16 protein-coding genes, 1 tRNA gene and 2 pseudogenes are annotated in these 17,993 nt (G+C 43.0%); 15 read left to right on the top strand and 4 right to left on the bottom strand.

What is annotated here, in order from left to right; all coding sequences use genetic code 11:
- The first annotated feature begins 166 nt into the window (after window positions 1-166).
- From BN1067_RS20560 to BN1067_RS01620, 7 genes and pseudogenes are all read left to right on the top strand, one after another.
- Window positions 167-295, top strand: coding sequence for a transposase (locus BN1067_RS20560; protein WP_110943254.1), 129 nt, complete (start codon window positions 167-169; stop codon window positions 293-295).
- Window positions 296-622: 327 nt separating this feature from the next.
- A pseudogene (locus tag BN1067_RS01640) lies at window positions 623-967 on the top strand (hypothetical protein); the annotation flags it as partial.
- Window positions 964-1,494: pseudogene (locus BN1067_RS01635) on the top strand (polysaccharide deacetylase family protein); the annotation flags it as partial. The pseudogenes BN1067_RS01640 and BN1067_RS01635, both read left to right, overlap by 4 nt.
- A gap of 198 nt (window positions 1,495-1,692) precedes the next feature.
- Entirely contained in the window at window positions 1,693-1,845 is a 153-nt protein-coding gene (locus BN1067_RS19705) for a hypothetical protein (protein WP_199868448.1), read from the top strand.
- A 39-nt stretch (window positions 1,846-1,884) separates the two neighbouring features.
- Window positions 1,885-2,013 (top strand): transposase, encoded by a 129-nt coding sequence (locus BN1067_RS20555; RefSeq protein WP_110943254.1) that lies wholly within the window; start codon window positions 1,885-1,887, stop codon window positions 2,011-2,013.
- Between the two features lie 327 nt (window positions 2,014-2,340).
- Window positions 2,341-2,787, top strand: coding sequence for a VOC family protein (locus BN1067_RS01625; RefSeq protein ID WP_053217196.1), 447 nt, complete (start codon window positions 2,341-2,343; stop codon window positions 2,785-2,787).
- Between the two features lie 21 nt (window positions 2,788-2,808).
- Window positions 2,809-3,681 (top strand): DNA-3-methyladenine glycosylase family protein, encoded by an 873-nt coding sequence (locus BN1067_RS01620; protein WP_053217188.1) that lies wholly within the window; start codon window positions 2,809-2,811, stop codon window positions 3,679-3,681.
- 11 nt (window positions 3,682-3,692) lie between these two features.
- Here the strand turns inward: BN1067_RS01620 and BN1067_RS01615 are convergent, their stop codons facing one another.
- Together BN1067_RS01615 and BN1067_RS01610 are read right to left on the bottom strand one after the other, a co-directional pair.
- Window positions 3,693-5,075 carry a tetratricopeptide repeat protein gene (locus BN1067_RS01615; protein ID WP_053217187.1) on the bottom strand — a complete coding sequence of 461 codons (1,383 nt, stop codon included), beginning with the start codon at window positions 5,073-5,075 and terminating at the stop codon, window positions 3,693-3,695.
- A gap of 421 nt (window positions 5,076-5,496) precedes the next feature.
- Entirely contained in the window at window positions 5,497-5,895 is a 399-nt protein-coding gene (locus tag BN1067_RS01610) for a hypothetical protein (protein WP_053217186.1), read from the bottom strand.
- Window positions 5,896-6,270: 375 nt separating this feature from the next.
- Between BN1067_RS01610 and mbcS the strand changes: the two genes are divergently transcribed.
- From mbcS to BN1067_RS01590, 4 genes are all read left to right on the top strand, one after another.
- Complete coding sequence (gene mbcS / locus BN1067_RS01605) at window positions 6,271-7,851, top strand: acyl-CoA synthetase MbcS (RefSeq protein ID WP_053217185.1); 1,581 nt, start codon at window positions 6,271-6,273, stop codon at window positions 7,849-7,851.
- Window positions 7,852-8,011: 160 nt separating this feature from the next.
- Window positions 8,012-8,173, top strand: a complete 162-nt coding sequence (locus tag BN1067_RS19700) for a hypothetical protein (protein WP_199868447.1) — start codon at window positions 8,012-8,014, stop codon at window positions 8,171-8,173.
- Window positions 8,174-8,746: 573 nt separating this feature from the next.
- The gene (locus BN1067_RS01595) at window positions 8,747-10,888 is read left to right on the top strand and encodes an ATP-dependent Clp protease ATP-binding subunit (protein WP_053217183.1); all 2,142 of its coding nucleotides are present in this window, start codon (window positions 8,747-8,749) and stop codon (window positions 10,886-10,888) included.
- A 185-nt stretch (window positions 10,889-11,073) separates the two neighbouring features.
- Window positions 11,074-11,946 carry a ComEC/Rec2 family competence protein gene (locus BN1067_RS01590; RefSeq protein ID WP_053217182.1) on the top strand — a complete coding sequence of 291 codons (873 nt, stop codon included), beginning with the start codon at window positions 11,074-11,076 and terminating at the stop codon, window positions 11,944-11,946.
- 68 nt (window positions 11,947-12,014) lie between these two features.
- Here the strand turns inward: BN1067_RS01590 and BN1067_RS01585 are convergent, their stop codons facing one another.
- Window positions 12,015-12,596: a general stress protein gene (locus tag BN1067_RS01585; protein WP_110943253.1), complete on the bottom strand. Its 582-nt coding sequence runs from the start codon at window positions 12,594-12,596 to the stop codon at window positions 12,015-12,017.
- Window positions 12,597-12,903: 307 nt separating this feature from the next.
- Between BN1067_RS01585 and BN1067_RS01580 the strand changes: the two genes are divergently transcribed.
- Entirely contained in the window at window positions 12,904-13,764 is an 861-nt protein-coding gene (locus BN1067_RS01580; RefSeq protein ID WP_110943252.1) for a dimethylarginine dimethylaminohydrolase family protein, read from the top strand.
- A gap of 237 nt (window positions 13,765-14,001) precedes the next feature.
- Here BN1067_RS01580 and BN1067_RS01575 read toward each other — a convergent pair whose 3' ends face one another.
- Window positions 14,002-14,724, bottom strand: a complete 723-nt coding sequence (locus BN1067_RS01575; RefSeq protein WP_053217181.1) for a YwiC-like family protein — start codon at window positions 14,722-14,724, stop codon at window positions 14,002-14,004.
- A gap of 202 nt (window positions 14,725-14,926) precedes the next feature.
- Between BN1067_RS01575 and BN1067_RS01570 the strand changes: the two genes are divergently transcribed.
- The 3 genes from BN1067_RS01570 to BN1067_RS01555 all read left to right on the top strand — a co-directional run bounded on the left by BN1067_RS01570 (window position 14,927) and on the right by BN1067_RS01555 (window position 17,921).
- Window positions 14,927-14,999 (top strand) — tRNA-Ala (locus BN1067_RS01570).
- A gap of 916 nt (window positions 15,000-15,915) precedes the next feature.
- Entirely contained in the window at window positions 15,916-16,749 is an 834-nt protein-coding gene (locus tag BN1067_RS01560) for an alpha/beta fold hydrolase (protein WP_053217179.1), read from the top strand.
- Window positions 16,749-17,921, top strand: a complete 1,173-nt coding sequence (locus BN1067_RS01555) for a SpoIIE family protein phosphatase (protein WP_053217178.1) — start codon at window positions 16,749-16,751, stop codon at window positions 17,919-17,921. The genes BN1067_RS01560 and BN1067_RS01555 overlap by 1 nt, the downstream gene beginning before the upstream one ends.
- The last annotated feature ends 72 nt before the right edge of the window (window positions 17,922-17,993 follow it).

The raw sequence follows: 17,993 nt of genomic DNA, 5'->3' as shown, positions 1-17,993 counted from the left end.
GGGGATTAAAGATAAACAAGTAGATGTATGGAATATAGAGGAAGAAGGAAGCGCCTTAAGAGTAGAGCTTTACACAAGACAAAGGCAACAAAAGTGCCCGTTCTGTAAAGAGAAAACAATGGTTTAAGACAAGTGATGAGAAGACAGCCGGAAAAGGGCTGGAAGAATGTTTAAACGGATGCGTGCTTCAAACATAGAGGCATTTCGCCGTGTAAGAAAAACGTTCATGCGTTGGAAACAAGAGATTTTACAGTCATTCATGTATCCATTTCATAATGGTATATCGAGGGAATAAACAATACGATAAAGGTTTTAAAACGAGATTCCTTTAGAATCAAAGACTTTGAACATTTAAGCATGAAACTTCATGGCAGCAAGCGGTTAAAAAGGCTCTGTAGAGCGCAATAGCGTAGCAGAGGAGATAAGAGACTCCTGCGGAAAAACGGGCGGCCGAGACCCCACAGCGGACTTTGCGAGGAGGCTCGGGCGTTCGTCCGCGGAAAGCGAGTTTGTTTCCTCTGCGGTCTGAGTAAAATAGCTGTTTTTAGAATGAGCCTTTCGATAAAGAGAGGATGGAAGAAAAATCACACCACCACATTTGACAGTGAACCAGAAAAACCTGATGTCCGGTCGCTTTTTTATTATAATAAAAGAGAAAACAAAGGATAGGCGGGTGACATGCGTGCTTCATCACATCGAAATAAACGTATCAGACTTGAAAGCGAGCCATGAGTTTTGGGGCTGGCTGTTGGAGGAATTGGAATATAGCCTTTATCAGGAGTGGGAAAAGGGTTTTAGTTACAGGAAAAACGAAGCCTATCTAGTGTTCGTGCAGACGCAGGAACGTTTCCTGGATGTGGGCTATCATCGCAGCAGGGTAGGTTTGAACCATTTAGCCTTTCATGCCGCCTCACGGGAGCAAGTCGATCACATGACAGAAAAGCTGAAACAGCGTCACGTGCCGATTCTNATGTTCCTGCTACTTTTTTTGTGACAGGGCATTATGTAGACAGCAGTCCGGAGCTGGTAAAACGGATGGTGAACGAAGGCCATATTGTCGGAAACCATTCCTACCATCATCCCGATTTCACCAAGCTATCGAAGCAGAAGATGAAAGAGGAACTGGACAGACTCGAATCAGCTGTCGCGAAAATCAGCGACCAAAAAAAGATGCAGTATGTCCGCCCGCCAAAGGGTACATTTACGGAACAGTCGATTAAATGGGCAAATGAACTTGGATATATCCATATGTTTTGGTCCCTCGCATTCGTTGATTGGAATACGAACAGTCAGAAGGGCTGGCGATCAGCTTACCAGCAGGTGATTAATCAAGTCCATCCTGGTGCCGTTATCCTGCTTCATACGGTTTCAGAAGATAATGCAGAAGCGTTGGAGTATATGATTGATGACATGCGCAAGCAAGGCTACACCTTCAAAAGTCTGGATGATTTAGTCATGAAAGATATGCTTCCACGTCCGTTCTATCAATTGTAAAAAATTTTTCCGCCTCTCCCTTTGGAGGGCGGTTTTTCTTTTGGCTGGATGATGGAAAGAAAAACGGCTCTATACTGAATGTGGTGGTGTCCCCTGTTGTGATGGGTGTACCTGCAGTGTGCAAAAAAAATACACTCATTCCCTCTCTCTTTGTTACCCTAAAGTTGCTGACACCAAAGGAAAAAGAGAGGGATATGAGTGCAACGTTATATTATGGAATTACTGGGGATTAAAGATAAACAAGTAGATGTATGGAATATAGAGGAAGAAGGAAGCGCCTTAAGAGTAGAGCTTTACACAAGACAAAGGCAACAAAAGTGCCCGTTCTGTAAAGAGAAAACAATGGTTTAAGACAAGTGATGAGAAGACAGCCGGAAAAGGGCTGGAAGAATGTTTAAACGGATGCGTGCTTCAAACATAGAGGCATTTCGCCGTGTAAGAAAAACGTTCATGCGTTGGAAACAAGAGATTTTACAGTCATTCATGTATCCATTTCATAATGGTATATCGAGGGAATAAACAATACGATAAAGGTTTTAAAACGAGATTCCTTTAGAATCAAAGACTTTGAACATTTAAGCATGAAACTTCATGGCAGCAAGCGGTTAAAAAGGCTCTGTAGAGCGCAATAGCGTAGCAGAGGAGATAAGAGACTCCTGCGGAAAAACGGGCGGCCGAGACCCCACAGCGGACTTTGCGAGGAGGCTCGGGCGTTCGTCCGCGGAAAGCGAGTTTGTTTCCTCTGCGGTCTGAGTAAAATAGCTGTTTTTAGAATGAGCCTTTCGATAAAGAGAGGATGGAAGAAAAATCACACCACCACATTTGACAGTGAACCAGAAAAACCTGATGTCCGGTCGCTTTTTTATTATAATAAAAGAGAAAACAAAGGATAGGCGGGTGACATGCGTGCTTCATCACATCGAAATAAACGTATCAGACTTGAAAGCGAGCCATGAGTTTTGGGGCTGGCTGTTGGAGGAATTGGAATATAGCCTTTATCAGGAGTGGGAAAAGGGTTTTAGTTACAGGAAAAACGAAGCCTATCTAGTGTTCGTGCAGACGCAGGAACGTTTCCTGGATGTGGGCTATCATCGCAGCAGGGTAGGTTTGAACCATTTAGCCTTTCATGCCGCCTCACGGGAGCAAGTCGATCACATGACAGAAAAGCTGAAACAGCGTCACGTGCCGATTCTTTACCTGGACAGGCATCCATTTGCCGGCGGGGAGAACCATTATGCCGTGTTTTTCGAGGACCCGGATCGGATAAAGGTAGAGCTTGCAGCATCAGAATAACCGGAAAAAGGAGGGAACGAAATGTGGAAAGAAACCGTCAAACTGGATACGATTTATGATTTCGATTATACGTTGAAACGTTTAGAAATGGATCCACTGATTAATGTCGACCGCGACCAGCGCCGTGTAGCCATTCCCATAAAGTCTGGAGACGGTGAACGGCATAAGGTAACTGTAGAAGCGAAGGGAAGTACCCCGCATCCGGTGTTCGAAATAGCGGCTGACAGCGTTGACTATCGGAAAGAATTATTAAAAAAGATGTCTGATTTATTTCAGTGGGAAAAGGATCTGACTGTGGTCAGCGAGCATTTCATCGGAACAAATTTACAACAGCTTTTTTATGCCCATCCGGGTACACCGATTGTCCGGGATTTTGATTTGTATTTTTCCCTCATGAAAGGGATTATCCATCAGCAGTTGAATATGAAATTTGCTTATACGCTTAGCACCAGGTTCGTCGAAGCGTATGGATTTTTTATGGATGGCGTCTGGTTTTACCCGGAACCGGAGGATATCGCCAGGCTCTCGTATGATGATTTGCGAAAGATGCAGTTCAGCCAGCGGAAAGCGGAATATGTGATTGATACGTCGAGAAAAATCGTTGAAGGAGAAATCGACTTGGTGTCACTTGCCGACAAGCCGGACAAAGAGATCATAGATACCTTGGTGAAGATCAGAGGGATCGGTCCCTGGACAGCAGAGAACTGGCTGTTGTTCGGCCTCGGACGCGATGATTTGCTGCCCAAGGCCGATATAGGAATACAAAATGCCCTTAAGTTTTATTTTGATATGGACAGAAAGCCGACGATACCGGAAATTACAAACCTTTGTGACGGATGGACACCTTTTCAAAGCTATGCTTCTTTGACCCTTTGGCGAAGCATCGAAAGCTGAAAAGCATGGGTTCAGCGCTGCATTTGCAGGTATAGCTGCTGGTAAACAGCTGCTTCATCTTTGTTGCCTAAGCTTAGATATACTTTCGATAGCAATTGTACCGGTTTCGGATCTTCGGGTTTTAATTCCATTTCCCATTTAAAGCAATCAATTGATTTTTCCGGCTGATGAAAGTATAAGTACAGCTCGCCAAGTGTCCCTTGTTGTTCGGGATCCTCTTCCAGCTTCTGCATTTTGTTCAGTTTTTGTTCAATTGGCAGATGAATGCCTTTTTGTTGGAATGGCGAGAGCCACTGTTTAAGGGAATCGAGTGTGTAATCCTGAAAGAATGCTGAAATGCAGCGAATGACAATTGGTTCGAGTAACTGCGGCTGTTCGGAAAACAAATGGAGCAGAGTATGGTTCAGGCGGCTGAACAGGGGCGGGAATGTCGATAGATTGGCTTTTGCAAAACAATCGACGACGGCTTGTTTTTGATTGGCTGGTGGTTGGATGTTGTTTAACGCCAGAAGCTGGACTACAGCGTCTGTTTGCTGGTGCTTTAAAAGCCTTTTGAGAAGCTGGTTGGACAAGGATTCAGGCAGGTCGGCAGAGTAAGAGAGTTCCCGGTAAAATTGCAATTGTTGTTCCTGGCCGAAGTGTTGTTCGATTAATTCAAAGAAGGTGGAATCTTCAACTGAAGCTCCGATTGTGAGCAGATGTAGACGGACGGCAATTTCATCGATAAATCGGCCATGCTCGTGCAGATTGTTTATTAACAAACGGCTGATATCTGGTTCGGTCAATCGGTCGAAGCTGACTCTCTCGAAGTGCTGCGGGTCTGAAACGGCTATTTTTTTCATGTCGGCGTAGCGTTGCTGATATTTTTGAAAGTCCAATTGTCCTTGCATGTCACGTGTAAAAGTGTCCATAGGTGCGAAATCAGCAAAAACATTGAGTGTTTTATAGGCTAACAGCATTTGGCCGTTACGGCGGTAGTTGTAGTACGTATTTTTGAGCAGTTTATGGATGGCTTCGTTTGCAGTGAAGCTGTCAAATAGGGTGAGGATATAGGCGGTATCCAAAGGCGAGTGGCTGGCGGCTGTTTTTTTGTAAAGTTGGTTAAAGCTGATCGAGCGGAATGAAGGATGGTCAGACAGTACAAGCTTGGTTAGCGGGTGTGTCCCGGAGAAGCTGATTCCATTGGCGAGTGCGCGGTGGAGAAACGATCCGAGCTTGATTTGTGTTGCCCGTACGCCGTTGAGCGGTTTGTCTTTATACATATATAAGTAATAATATGTTTCGGATTCATCGACCGCTTCGATAATCTTGCAAGAACGGTATAACACCATTTGCTGGGGCTTCAAGTCAATTGTCTTCTTATTCACCATCAAGGTAACAGTTTCCCTATTCATGGCAATCCCTCCTTCATATTTGTACCTAGCATACCATAAATAAACAAGCATTACCCACCTCACCAATCAAGAAAACCATTTGAACAAATTCCGGTTACATTTCGGGGACAGTCCCCGGAAGGCATCGGGGTCAGTCCCTAAATGGGCTTAGGGACAGTCCCCGACCCTGTTAGGGGACTGTCCCCCTTGAAAGGAAACAATCCCAAACCCGCGTCGGAACAGGCTTTACTATGATTGGGGACAGACCCCAAACCGACAGGAGGGACTGACCCCAAAGCATAGGAGGGTCTGTCCCTAACATGAATAGGGGACTGACCCCCTTGATTGACCCCCTTGATTCCTGACCCGTCTGCTTCTCGATCCTGGCCAAATAGCAAAAAGGGACAGCCCCGCTCAAAATGGGGGCTGTCCCTTGAAATTATCAATCTTCAATCATAGCCAGGTAACGTTTGTTTTCTCCGTTATGTTCGGCAATGAGTATATTTTCTTTATCGGTTGAATAAATCGCGGTGCCTGCAGGGAGTTTTGTCGCCATGTTATCGATGAATTCGTCGCCATCTTCAAAGGTAGCTTCAATTGTACCAATTTGTTTTTCTTTGGTTACATTCAAAGACTCGAGTGACTTCAAGTTGGTTTTATAAATCCGTTTTTTCCACTGAAAGATGTCGGCATCCGCATCTTTTTTCAGTATTTGTTCTACATCAGGGTATGCCTTGTTGTGTATCCCTTGAGTTCCCGGTGACTTTTCTTGTGACTGTATGGTAGAACAGGCGGTCAAAGCGACGGAAAGTAGTAAGAGAAGAAGCAGGCGAAACTTCATGATCATCACGCACCTATCTTAAAAATTTTGGAATCAAGTTCAACAGTCTGGCCGGTCCGAAAGGGATTTTCCGTCTCACCGAAAACTTGATTTTGCTACAATAATTCACCGATTTTTCCCTGTTAAAACTTGTTAACCATCAAAAAAAATAATTCTTACCAAATGCCTACGTAACGACCTGTCAAAACGGGATTTATACCTACCTTTTTTTCCTGTTCATTCCCCCTTAATGCTGACTGGCACCATATTTTATCATATTTTTGACAGCGATTCCATAAAGTTTTTATAAGTTATCTTACTTTTCATAGACTATAGTAATTGATATAATGACTAGAAATTAATACCTGATACTAAAATGGAATGAGGGATGAACGCATGGATAAGAAAGAACTAATTGCTCCGGAAGATTACAACATTGCGATGGAGATAGAGAAATATGCCAGCGGACCGGAACGGAAAGCATTGATTTACGAAGACAATGAAGGAAACCAGGTAGAAATCACCTACCAAGAGCTGCTCGCCAATGTTAACAGGATCGGGAATGTCTTTTTGAGCAACGGACTGAAAAAAGGGGACAAGGTATTGGTGATGATGCCCCGGTTGATCGAGTCATACCAGGTATATATGGCAGCTTTAAAAACCGGCGTTATTATCATTCCTAGTTCAGAAATGCTGCGGACAAAAGATTTACAGTATCGAGTGACTCATGGAGAAGTGGCTGGAATTATCAGTTATTATCCGTTTGTCGAACAATTTAAAGGCATTGCCGAATATGAACAATTGACCAAGTTTTCCGTCGGCAATAAGGTGGAAGGGTGGCATCATCTGGACCAGTTGAAAGAACAAGCTTCGGATCAACTGGAAATGGCGGAAACAAGCAGGGACGATATCGCTTTCCTACCATATACTTCAGGAACGACCGGGAATCCAAAAGGGGTAGTTCATACACATGGCTGGGGATTCGCCCATTTGAAGACGGCGGCAGAAAACTGGCTGGCAATCGAAGATGGGGATGTTGTTTGGGCTACGGCAGCTCCGGGCTGGCAAAAATGGGTGTGGAGTCCACTATTGTCCGTACTGGGTTCCGGCGCAACCGGACTAGTCTATAACGGAAAATTCGATGCACAAAAGTATTTATCCTTATTAGAAAAGCATCAAGTAAACGTCCTTTGCTGTACACCTACGGAATACCGATTGATGGCAAAGCTCGATAACCTGGACAGTTATTCGCTGACCAATCTGCACAGTGCAGTTTCGGCGGGAGAACCTTTGAACCGTGAAGTAATCGATACGTTCAGAAACTATTTCGACATCACCGTGCGGGATGGTTACGGACAGACAGAAAACACGCTGTTATTAGGATTCCTTAAAGGGATGGAAGTGAAACCAGGATCAATGGGCAAGCCGACACCAGGAAATGAAGTCGAACTGATTGACGAAGACGGAAACCCAGTAAAACCTGGACAAGTTGGAGATATAGCCATTCCGCTTGATACACCTGCCTTGTTCAAGGAGTACTATAAAGATCCGGAACGAACGAAAAAATCGTTGCGCGGCAATTACTATGTCACCGGTGACCAGGCATCGAAGGATGAAGACGGCTATTACTGGTTCGAGGGACGCAGTGATGACATCATCATTAGCTCTGGTTATACGATTGGACCGTTTGAGGTGGAGGATGCGTTGATCAAGCATAAAGCGGTGAAAGAATGTGCTGTTGTAGGCAGTCCCGATCCAGACAGAGGGAACGTCGTCAAAGCATTTGTCGTGCTGCAGCCGAATGTTGATAAAGATTCGGAAGGGCTTGTGAAGGAACTGCAGGACTTCGCGAAAAAATGGACAGCCCCTTACAAGTATCCGAGAAAAATAGAATTCATCGAAGAACTTCCAAAAACCTCATCAGGTAAAATAAGAAGAATCGAGCTGCGCCAAAAAGAAAAAGCAGCCAACAAATAACCAGGAGGGGACAGTCCCTCCTTACCATCAGGGACAGTCCCCGGATAAAAATGGGGACTGTCCCCCAATGTTTTAGCGTGGTAAAGGGTTATTTGCGAATCTAGCAGGATATGTTATGCTAGGTACAAACGAAGAGCTATTCTAATAGGAGGAGAACAGATTGAAGATCTTACGAGAACTTGGCTGGGTTGTGCTGCTGGCTTCAATTTTGATTATGGTCCCGTTCAAGGTGATTGGCCCTCTTCAGCAGGAAATCCCGAACACGGAAGCGGAGGAACACTCGTCCATCGATAATTCTGTCCATGACTCTATCCAGGAATAGCTGTTCTTGGGAGACAATGTCCCGTTTGTTTACTCTATTCGCAATTATAGTTGCTGTTTATTACATGATCAGAGCCATTCCATTTACGGAATGGCTTTTTCTTATGGCTGGTAAACGGATTAAAAATCCTGGCCGCATCCAGCATGATCCGCTTTTTGTTATTGCAAGCATCCAGAACAGATCAGCCGGTCTATGAAAAAAAAGCCCTCAAACCATATAGCCTAAAATAGCCTCCACTCTTGAATCGGCCTCTATTTCAGACTTTTACCATTAAAAAACATGATACACGCACACCCTATCAATATTTCCAAACAGTATTAATTGAGAATAAAGCAACAAATTTGACCATTTTTGATTAAAGGAATAAAATTACGGGTAAAGTAGATGGTGACAGGATTTATGTCCCTCAACCCTGGAACAGCTAAATCAAGAAAATCATAGCTTATTTAAAAAAATTCTAATTTAGGGGTTGAAAGTCAAAGAAAGTCAAACTATAATAAAGTTAAGGTCAAAGATAGTCAAAGTCAAAGACCGAACTACTTACCTTATCTATTTGAAGGAGGGAAAGCGAATATGCAATGCCAAAATTGCGGTGTTCGTGAAGCAACCATTAATGTAAACCTTCGTTTTAATAATCAAACACAACAAATGAATTTATGCGAAACTTGCTTTCAAGAAATAAAAAATAGTGCAAAAAATCCATCCGGCTTTTTCAATCAAGGCGGTATGGACTTCAATCAATTCTTTGGCGGGGGAGCTTCTCCGTTTGAAGGGTTCCAGCAAGGAGGCGGACAGGCCCAACAACAGCAAGCTAACGGCGGAAAAGGCGGCGGTTTGCTCGACGAGCTTGGAAGAAACCTCACACATGCTGCGAAAGCAGGATTGATCGATCCGGTCATAGGACGTCAAAACGAAGTGAAACGTGTAATTGAGACATTAAATAGAAGGAACAAGAACAATCCGGTTCTTATCGGGGAACCTGGTGTAGGTAAAACGGCGATTGCGGAAGGGCTTGCCTTGAAAATCGCTGAAGGCGATGTTCCAGCTAAATTGATGAACAAAGAAATTTATCTGCTGGACGTTGCTTCTCTGGTAGCCAATACAGGTATCAGAGGCCAATTCGAAGAACGGATGAAACAGCTTGTATCTGAACTGCAAAATCGAAAAAATGTTATCTTGTTCGTCGATGAAGTGCATCAGCTAGTCGGTGCAGGTACGGCGGAAAGCTCCCAGATGGATGCAGGTAACATCCTGAAGCCGGCATTGGCTAGAGGAGAACTGCAGCTGGTCGGTGCAACGACATTGAAGGAGTACCGCAAAATCGAAAAAGACGCAGCACTGGAACGCCGTTTCCAGCCAATCATTGTAAAAGAGCCGAGCGTCGATGAAGCAGTGCAAATCCTGCAAGGACTACAGGAGAGATATGAAAGCTACCATCAAGTAAGTTATTCAGACGAAGCCATCCGTGGCGCGGTAACCTTGTCACAGCGTTACCTTCAGGATCGCTTCCTGCCGGACAAAGCGATCGACTTGATGGATGAAGCAGGAGCTCGATTAAATCTTGCCAATTCCCAATCCGATAAGGATGCCATCCAAAAACGCTTGGATGAACTTCATGAAGAAAAAATGGAGGCAGCGGAAAAAGAAGACTATGAACGTGCTGCCAACTTAAGACATCAGGAAATCAAGCTGGAAAAACAACTGGAAGAAGCAACGGATGCACCTGCTGCAGAGGTTACAGTGGAGGACATTCAACTGCTTGTCGAAGAAAAAACCGGTATTCCGGTTCGTAAAATTCAATCGGATGAACAGAAGAAAATGAAATATCTTGCGAAAAATCTTTCAGAAAAAGTCATTGGACAAGAGGTTGCCGTTGAAAAAGTGGCCAAAGCCGTGCGTCGCAGCCGCGCCGGTTTGAAATCAAAACATCGTCCGATCGGTTCCTTTTTGTTTGTTGGCCCGACAGGGGTTGGGAAAACAGAACTGACCAAGGCGTTAGCCGAAGAATTGTTCGGCACAAAAGAATCGCTGATCCGTCTTGATATGAGTGAGTACATGGAGAAACACTCCGTGTCCAAAATCATCGGTTCGCCTCCAGGCTACGTCGGCCATGAGGAGGCAGGGCAACTGACGGAACGGGTACGCCGTAATCCGTACAGCCTGATCTTGCTGGATGAAATTGAAAAAGCCCATCCAGACGTGCAGAACATGTTCCTGCAAATCATGGAAGACGGTCATCTGACCGATAGCCATGGGCGCAGGGTAAGCTTTAAAGAAACCGTCATTATCATGACAAGTAATGCCGGTACTGGTGACAAGCAAATCTCTGTCGGATTTACCAACACAGCAAACGAAGCTGTCTCGACGCTGGAAAAACTCGGTACGTACTTTAAGCCGGAATTCTTGAACCGATTCGATGCAATCATTCCGTTCAACGAATTGCAAGAAGCTGATCTGGTTCAAATCGTCGACTTGATGATCGATGAACTAGCGGAAACCTTGCAAGAGGAAGGCTTGACGGTTACTGTGACAGACGAGGCGAAAAAACACCTTGCCGACAAAGGATATGATCCACGCTTTGGTGCAAGACCGCTACGTCGGGTTATCCAGGAAAAAGTCGAGGATGGCATCACCGACCTCGTGTTGGATGAAGAAGATGTGAAAGAAATCAAGGTTGAGTTTGTCGATAATGAAATTAATGTCACAAAAGTTTAAGCTTAAATAGATATTGGCTGGTCCCACGCTAGGGGCCGGCCATTTTACATATTCGGAAACAAAAAACCTTTTTTCTTCTGCGATTTTGTGTTAGTTTTACTTAACCCCGAGCCTTGTTACTCGCATAAAACAAGCCGTTATTTCTAATTCTAAGAATAACCCATGATGATGAGGGAGGCTTGGATATGGTTAGGCTGATTGCTGCTATTTTTGCACTATGTATTTTTCCGTTACTCCTCCCTGCGGCATTAAATGCAGCCAGCCGCCATGATTCCATACAGGAGTTGAAAGTGCATTTTATTGACGTTGGTCAGGGGGACAGCATCCTGGTGGAAGCGCCAAATGGAAGGAAAATGCTTGTGGACGGGGGACCGCCGTCTGCAGCAGAAAAAGTGACTGCATATTTGAGAGAAAAGGGCATTGAATCCCTTGACCTGGTGGTGGCTACCCATCCGGATATCGATCATATAGGCGGGCTTGTTCAGGTGCTGCGTGAATTTAACGTCAAGCACTTGATCGATAGTGGCAAGCTTTATACGACCACCACTTATTTTCATTATCTCCATCAAATCCAGAAACAAAAAATCCCGGTGACGATTGCAGCAGGAGAAGAGAATATTGTCATCGACCCAAAGCTCACAGTCCGTGTCTTGAATACCCAAAATGCCTTCAAAACAAATAATCAGTCATCGATTGCACTGTCATTAAAATATGGTCAAATTGATTTTTTGCTGATGGCAGATGTAGAAACCAACCAGGAACAAAAAATCCTTGATGCAAAACAGCTCGAAGCGGAAATATTGAAGGTTGCACACCATGGGAGCGGAACCAGCACATCGTTTGATTTCATCCGGGAGGTACGTCCGGAAACTGCGATTTTATCGTATAGCAAAGATAACGCTTTTGGCCACCCTGTCGACCGGGTCATCGATTACCTGCAACTGGTAGGAGCCACAATATATTCGACCGCCAAGACAGGGGATATTGTCATCCGGACGGATGGAAAAACATATCAGGTCGATATTTCCGGAAAGGATCGTGTGCTGATTAAACCTTAACCTTTTATCCCATAAAAAAGGCTGGTCCCCAATGGAACCAGCCTTAATCATATCGGTTGCTGAAAACATTATTTGTTGTTATTATTGTTTCTAGAGCGACTGTTACCGCCTTTTTGGCCAATTTCTTCATAGAATTCACGATCATATTTGTCGCTAGTGGTTTTACCACCTTTTTGGCCAATTTCCTGGAAGTGATCTTTGTCATATTTGTCGCTTACAGTGTTACCGCCTTTTTGGCCAATCTCTTGGAAATGGTCTTGACCATATTTATCACTTACGGTCTTACCGCCTTTTTGACCGATCTCTTGAAAATGGTCTTGACCATATTTATCACTTACAGTGTTACCGCCTTTTTGGCCAATCTCTTGGAAGTGTTCTTTGTCATACTTGTCACTTACAGTGTTACCGCCTTTTTGACCAATCTCTTGGAAGTGTTCTTTGTCATATTTGTCGCTTACAGTGTTACCGCCTTTTTGGCCAATTTCCTGGAAGTGGTCTTTATCATACTTGTCGCTTACAGTGTTACCGCCCTTTTGACCAATCTCTTGGAAGTGTTCTTTGTCATATTTGTTGCTTACAGCGTTACCGCCTTTTTGACCTGCTTCCTCTAGAGACATCTTATTGTTTCTACGCTTGTTATTGTTTGCCATCTTTATCTTACCTCCTTTAATTTGTTTTCACTACTACGAATTCCACGTACAACTTCTTTTAAACTTTTCTTCTTTGAGAAGGATACTTTCGAATTAAAAAACATACATTTTTTGTAAATCCTATCATTCTTTCGATTTACCAAAGAACGATTAAACAGAAAAACTGAGTTTACTGAAATACACTAAAATGTTCGAAAATTTAAACAAGTGAGGGCGCGAGCGATTAGTTTTTGCGGATAAGGAAGAGGGAATATCTCCTTATAAAGGATAATAATTTTATTCAAAATGAATATGGAGGTAACCCGATTTGGCGATAAAATCAAAAGAAAAGACGATTCGTTGTACAACGGAATATCAAAAGCTGGAAACGTTATTCGTTTGTAAACCGACATATATGGAGATAACCGAAATTATTAACGAAACCCAACGCCATTATGTCAACAGCAATATCGATGTTGATTTGGCGATGGAACAGCATGAGGTATTTGCACGCACATTGGAAGAGCATGGAGCAGAAGTAGTACGTCTTGAGCCGCAGCATCAGCTCAATGAACAAGTTTTTACACGCGATATTGGTTTTTGCATCGGTGAGGATTTGTTTTTATCAGAAATGAACACCCAAATTCGGGGAGCCGAAGTCGATGCTTTAAAACAGACCTTGCAAAAGGAGGACATCTCTTATCAGCATCCCTTTTTACAATCGATCGAGGGCGGAGATGTCATGGTGGACAGAGACAAAGTCTGGGTCGGCATTAGTAAAAGGACGACCATGGAGGCTGTAGAGACGCTGAAATCGAAGCTGGGGAATGATTACCAAGTGACACCACTCCCAATCGATGAAGGCATTCTCCACCTTGATTGCGCTTTTAACATACTTAGTCCGGATTGGGCATTGGTATATCCAGATGCATTTACACCCGAAGATTATCAAAAACTTGAAGAATACTATCAGCTGATCGAGGTAACGGCTGCAGAGCAATTTTCTATGGGAACCAACGTACTTTCCATAGGCGACAGAAAAGTGATCAGCATGCCGCAGAACCAGGACGTTAACGAAAAAATGAGACACGCTGGTTTTCAGGTGATCGAAGTGGAATTCTCCGAAATCATTAAATCAGGAGGATCTTTCCGATGCTGCAGCCTTCCAGTCTACCGATCAAATAGCTAAAAAAAGAAGCCGCCATTTTTGGCAGCTTCTTTTTTAGTCTTTGTAGAGTGGCAAGAAACCAATTTGATCTTCTTTCGGGGGAATTTGCTCCACTTTGCCCAGTATTTGATCTTCTTTCGGGGGAAGTTGATCTTCTTGGGAGTCGAGTTGCTCTTCTTTTATTGAAAGTTGCTCTACTTAACGTATTAGTTGCTCTTCTTTCAGGCACCGTTCTCTCCGGGTTAGTGCAGTTTCTTACTAAGAAAGAACAATTACCAGCATAACAGTAAAAAAGAAAATCGAGTTGAGGATTTCCAGGATGCCGATTTGTTTGATGGAAAACAATTTGCCAGGCATAAACCAAGCTCTAAGAAGACTCGGAACATAAGCTATTGCAAGCCAGAAACCCCCGATGAAAAAGCTGCCAGCTGTCAACAGCAGATGATAAATCCAGGATAAGTAGTAGAATTGCCGGTTTTTCTTTTCTCTGATCATTGTTTTCACATAAAAGATACTGCCAAAAAAGAACAGAAAGTTATAGGAAGCCAACACAAGCGCTGTCTGATCGATTATTCCTGTACCGAGAAAATAGCTGGCAAGTCCGCCGATGCAAAAGGTAATCACGGCTGCTACATCATTGAAGAATGCTCTTTCCTTTTTCCGTTTGGCAAAGTAAATATTAATCAAAAACAATGGCAGCATGGAAAGCCCGAAGAAAATCAGACGCCATTCTATCCAAAGTACCGGAATCAAAAACAGCAGGGCAGCTCCACCGAATATGGTCGCTCCTCTTTTATAAAGGGAATTGTTCCGTTTCTTTTTGAACACCATGATAAAAGGATGGGTTGTCAGATATAGAGATAACCATCCTAAAAACAATGGGAGATGCCAAAAGGTAAAATGCCCGGCAATCGCTTCAAGAAAGAAAGGGATAATCAGCATCGCCCAGGCACCGTGTTGTTTTGGAAGTAGTTTTTTCATCACGAAGACTCCTTTATTGGGAATTACTTGACTCCATTATACTGGTTTCCTTGGAGGGAGAACGTGAGATTGGTCACATATAAGAGCATAAAGTTTGCAAGGTTCTATAGCAAAACATTTTTTGGTGACCCACTTGCAAAACAACGCTTTTATGTTATATAATATTTCTTGTCTGAGTCAGACGAAATTATTAATTAAATACGGGGCATTAGCTCAGCTGGGAGAGCGCTACACTGGCAGTGTAGAGGTCAGCGGTTCGAGCCCGCTATGCTCCATCACTCACCCCCTTGTCTATCAAGGGGTTTTGCTATGTGTACGCATTTAGTTAATGGTGGTACTTATTCTTTTGGGGACGAATTGTTGACGGTTAGCTCTAAAAGTGCATATTAGCTAAATTGGTTTGCCTTCCGTTTTTCTCTATTCGAAATGGAACTATAAACTTCATCAGGGCTTTTTGTTCTTGAATGCCTGGCGCGTTCTGCAATGACCAAATGACAATATAGAAATGACCCCTTTTCGCAGAGAAAGTGAAAAGGGGTTTTATTACTATCTATGTTTTATTAAGAATTTCTTCACGTTTGTTAGGAAGCTGGTGCAACTTTTCTATATCTTCCAACGTTTCGCTTAATCCGTTTGTTCATTGCTCATGTTTTATGCTTCTTTCTTTTGGGGGCAACAACAATTTCACAATGAACAATACAAACCACACAGTGGCTACGATACTCCCTGTCCAACTAAGTACATCCATGTCGTTAAAGTCGATTTCCAACAAAAAAACAGCCATCAAAACAAAAAATAACCAGTCAGTTGAAGATGTTCTATTTTGCATAATTTTTTGGAGGATATTATATGGAGGCGGGCCCCCTCAAGATTTAGTCTTTATTTTACGGAATCATAACAAGTTTTTCGATTAGGCTTACTATGGTTCCGGTGATGATAAGGACTATGTTTCTTATATTCTCCAAATATTTCCCTCCCTTCTACACTAATTATACCAGTTTATGGAATGTTATAGAATATCCAAAAAACTTGAATCCCTCTTCGAACTTCTTAAATTGCCAAATTGTACCTCTCCAAAGTCAGTCTTTCTTCCATTACATTCTTCTCCATAATCCTTATAATTAGGAATTGCTAGACCATCTATGAGATAATCCATGCAGTGAAGTTTTCGGGTGAAGGGGGATATCCGCTATGGATCAAAATATCATTGTCCGAAATAACGTTACGATAAAAGGGAAAGGGAGTCAGACTATCCTGTTTGCGCCTGGCTTTGGCTGTGATCAATCGGTGTGGAGCAAGGTTTCAAAATCATTTGAAGAAGATTATCGTGTCATTCTATTCGATTATGTTGGTATGGGGAAATCAGATATAAAGGCATTTGACCAAGATAAATACAGTTCGCTTAATGGTTATGCACAGGACGTACTCGATGTTTGTGCTGCATTGTCCTTGAAAGATGTCATTTTTGTCGGACATTCGGTAGGAAGTATGATCGGTGCGTTGGCTTCCCTGCGACAGCCTGAATACTTTTCTTCCCTGATCATGATAGGACCATCTCCGTGCTATCTCAACTATCCACCTGATTACTTTGGCGGCTTTGAAAAAGAAGAATTGTTGGGGTTAATAGACATGATGGACAAAAATTACATCGGTTGGGCGAACACCTTTGCGGCTACTATTACCAATGATGCGGAGCATCAGGAAGTTGCAGAAGAACTGGAAGATCGCTTTTGTTCGACAGACCCTGTCATAGCGCGCAAATTTGCGGAAACCTGTTTTTTTGCAGATAACCGGAAGGAGTTGCCGAAAGTGACCCTGCCAACCTTGATATTACAATGTGCAGATGATGTGATTGCACCAACCGTAGTAGGTGATTATATGAACCAGCAATTACCTGAAAGCACTATACGATATATGAAAGCCAGGGGGCATTGTCCACACATGAGCCATCCTGCCGAGACCATTGAATTAATTTTTAACTATCTAGAAGAGCTTCAATCAGAGAAAATAGGTGGTCTTACTTAATGGAAGAACAGATAAACCAGGCACCATGCGGATTTCTTACCTTGTCGGCTGAAGGGCTAATCGTCTCGGTTAATGAGATGTTACTGCAACTACTTGGGTATCGACGGGATGAATTGGTCGGTCAGCATATAAATGCCACTTTAACAAATTCAGCTAGGGTGTTCTTTCAATTATATTTCATCCCATTGGTGACACAAAAGGGATTTGTCGAGGAAATGTATCTTTCGATGGTGACTAAGAACCATTCAGAAGAGATACCGATTCTGCTGAACGCTTCAATGAATAAGAACGGTGGCCTTACATCTATCGATTGTGCCTTCATTTCAATGAAGAAAAGAAATGATTATGAAGATCAGCTGTTGTTCGCCAACAAGGTTGCAAAAGATGCTCTAAATAAAAAACAAGTAGCTTTGGAAGCTCTAGAAGCAAAACAGGACGAGCTACTAAAAATTAATAAGCAAAATCAAAATGAGTTACAGTTGGCGAAAAAAATTCAAGAAACGTCGTTACCAGATGCTTTTACTAATGACAGGATTCAGATTGAGTCCTATTATAAGGCATCGAAGGAATTGTCAGGGGATATCTATGGTTTCTATCAAATCAATCCCAACCAATATGGTGTGATTCTATTGGACGTCATGGGCCATGGAATATCATCCGCCCTGGTAACAATGTCTTTACAGTCCTTATATCAAAAGGTAATTCCAAAGGGAATGGCACCGGCTGCTGTAATGAAAGAATTGGATAGCCATTTACATTACTTATTTCATCATGACGAAGATGCTTGGCATTACTGTACTGCTATCTATCTTCTTATCGATACGGAACAGCAAACCATTGAATACATCAATTCAGGTCATCCACCAGCAATTTACCAAAATATACATGGGCAGCAGGAAAGCTTGGGGGCAACGAACCCTCCACTTGGTACATTTGAGGGAATAGAGTACATTTCCACAACCCTCAGATATACGAAGGGATCCAGATTGTTGCTTTATACGGACGGAGTATCAGAACTTATCGGGTACAATTATATGGAGGAACGGATAAGAAAGGCTCAAAGAAACACATTGCCCGAGTTGAAAGAAGAAATGGTACGGGAATTAAAAGAAAAACAGAACAGCTACGACCAGAAAGATGATCAGTGCTTCATATTGATTGACTTGAATTAAGGAAAATCATACTTTTTTTAAAGGGAAAAGGAACATCTGATTGCTAGCGGATAACACACTCTATATAAAGAA

The sequence above is a fragment of the Virgibacillus senegalensis genome (assembly GCF_000821245.2).
GTDB classification, from domain to species: domain Bacteria; phylum Bacillota; class Bacilli; order Bacillales; family Amphibacillaceae; genus Sediminibacillus; species Sediminibacillus senegalensis.
This window is presented reverse-complemented; position numbering and strand designations above follow the sequence as displayed.

Excerpts from the sequence above, each read along its gene's own strand:
- mbcS (WP_053217185.1), top strand. The coding sequence starts at position 6,271 with ATGGATAAGAAAGAACTAATTGCTCCGGAAGATTACAACATTGCGATG.
- BN1067_RS01590 (WP_053217182.1), top strand. The coding sequence starts at position 11,074 with ATGGTTAGGCTGATTGCTGCTATTTTTGCACTATGTATTTTTCCGTTA.
- BN1067_RS20555 (WP_110943254.1), top strand. The coding sequence starts at position 1,885 with ATGTTTAAACGGATGCGTGCTTCAAACATAGAGGCATTTCGCCGTGTA.
- BN1067_RS01585 (WP_110943253.1), bottom strand. The coding sequence starts at position 12,596 with ATGGCAAACAATAACAAGCGTAGAAACAATAAGATGTCTCTAGAGGAA.
- BN1067_RS01610 (WP_053217186.1), bottom strand. The coding sequence starts at position 5,895 with ATGAAGTTTCGCCTGCTTCTTCTCTTACTACTTTCCGTCGCTTTGACC.
- BN1067_RS01560 (WP_053217179.1), top strand. The coding sequence starts at position 15,916 with ATGGATCAAAATATCATTGTCCGAAATAACGTTACGATAAAAGGGAAA.
- BN1067_RS01615 (WP_053217187.1), bottom strand. The coding sequence starts at position 5,075 with ATGAATAGGGAAACTGTTACCTTGATGGTGAATAAGAAGACAATTGAC.
- BN1067_RS01625 (WP_053217196.1), top strand. The coding sequence starts at position 2,341 with ATGTCCGGTCGCTTTTTTATTATAATAAAAGAGAAAACAAAGGATAGG.
- BN1067_RS01595 (WP_053217183.1), top strand. The coding sequence starts at position 8,747 with ATGCAATGCCAAAATTGCGGTGTTCGTGAAGCAACCATTAATGTAAAC.
- BN1067_RS01555 (WP_053217178.1), top strand. The coding sequence starts at position 16,749 with ATGGAAGAACAGATAAACCAGGCACCATGCGGATTTCTTACCTTGTCG.
- BN1067_RS01620 (WP_053217188.1), top strand. The coding sequence starts at position 2,809 with ATGTGGAAAGAAACCGTCAAACTGGATACGATTTATGATTTCGATTAT.
- BN1067_RS01575 (WP_053217181.1), bottom strand. The coding sequence starts at position 14,724 with ATGAAAAAACTACTTCCAAAACAACACGGTGCCTGGGCGATGCTGATT.
- BN1067_RS20560 (WP_110943254.1), top strand. The coding sequence starts at position 167 with ATGTTTAAACGGATGCGTGCTTCAAACATAGAGGCATTTCGCCGTGTA.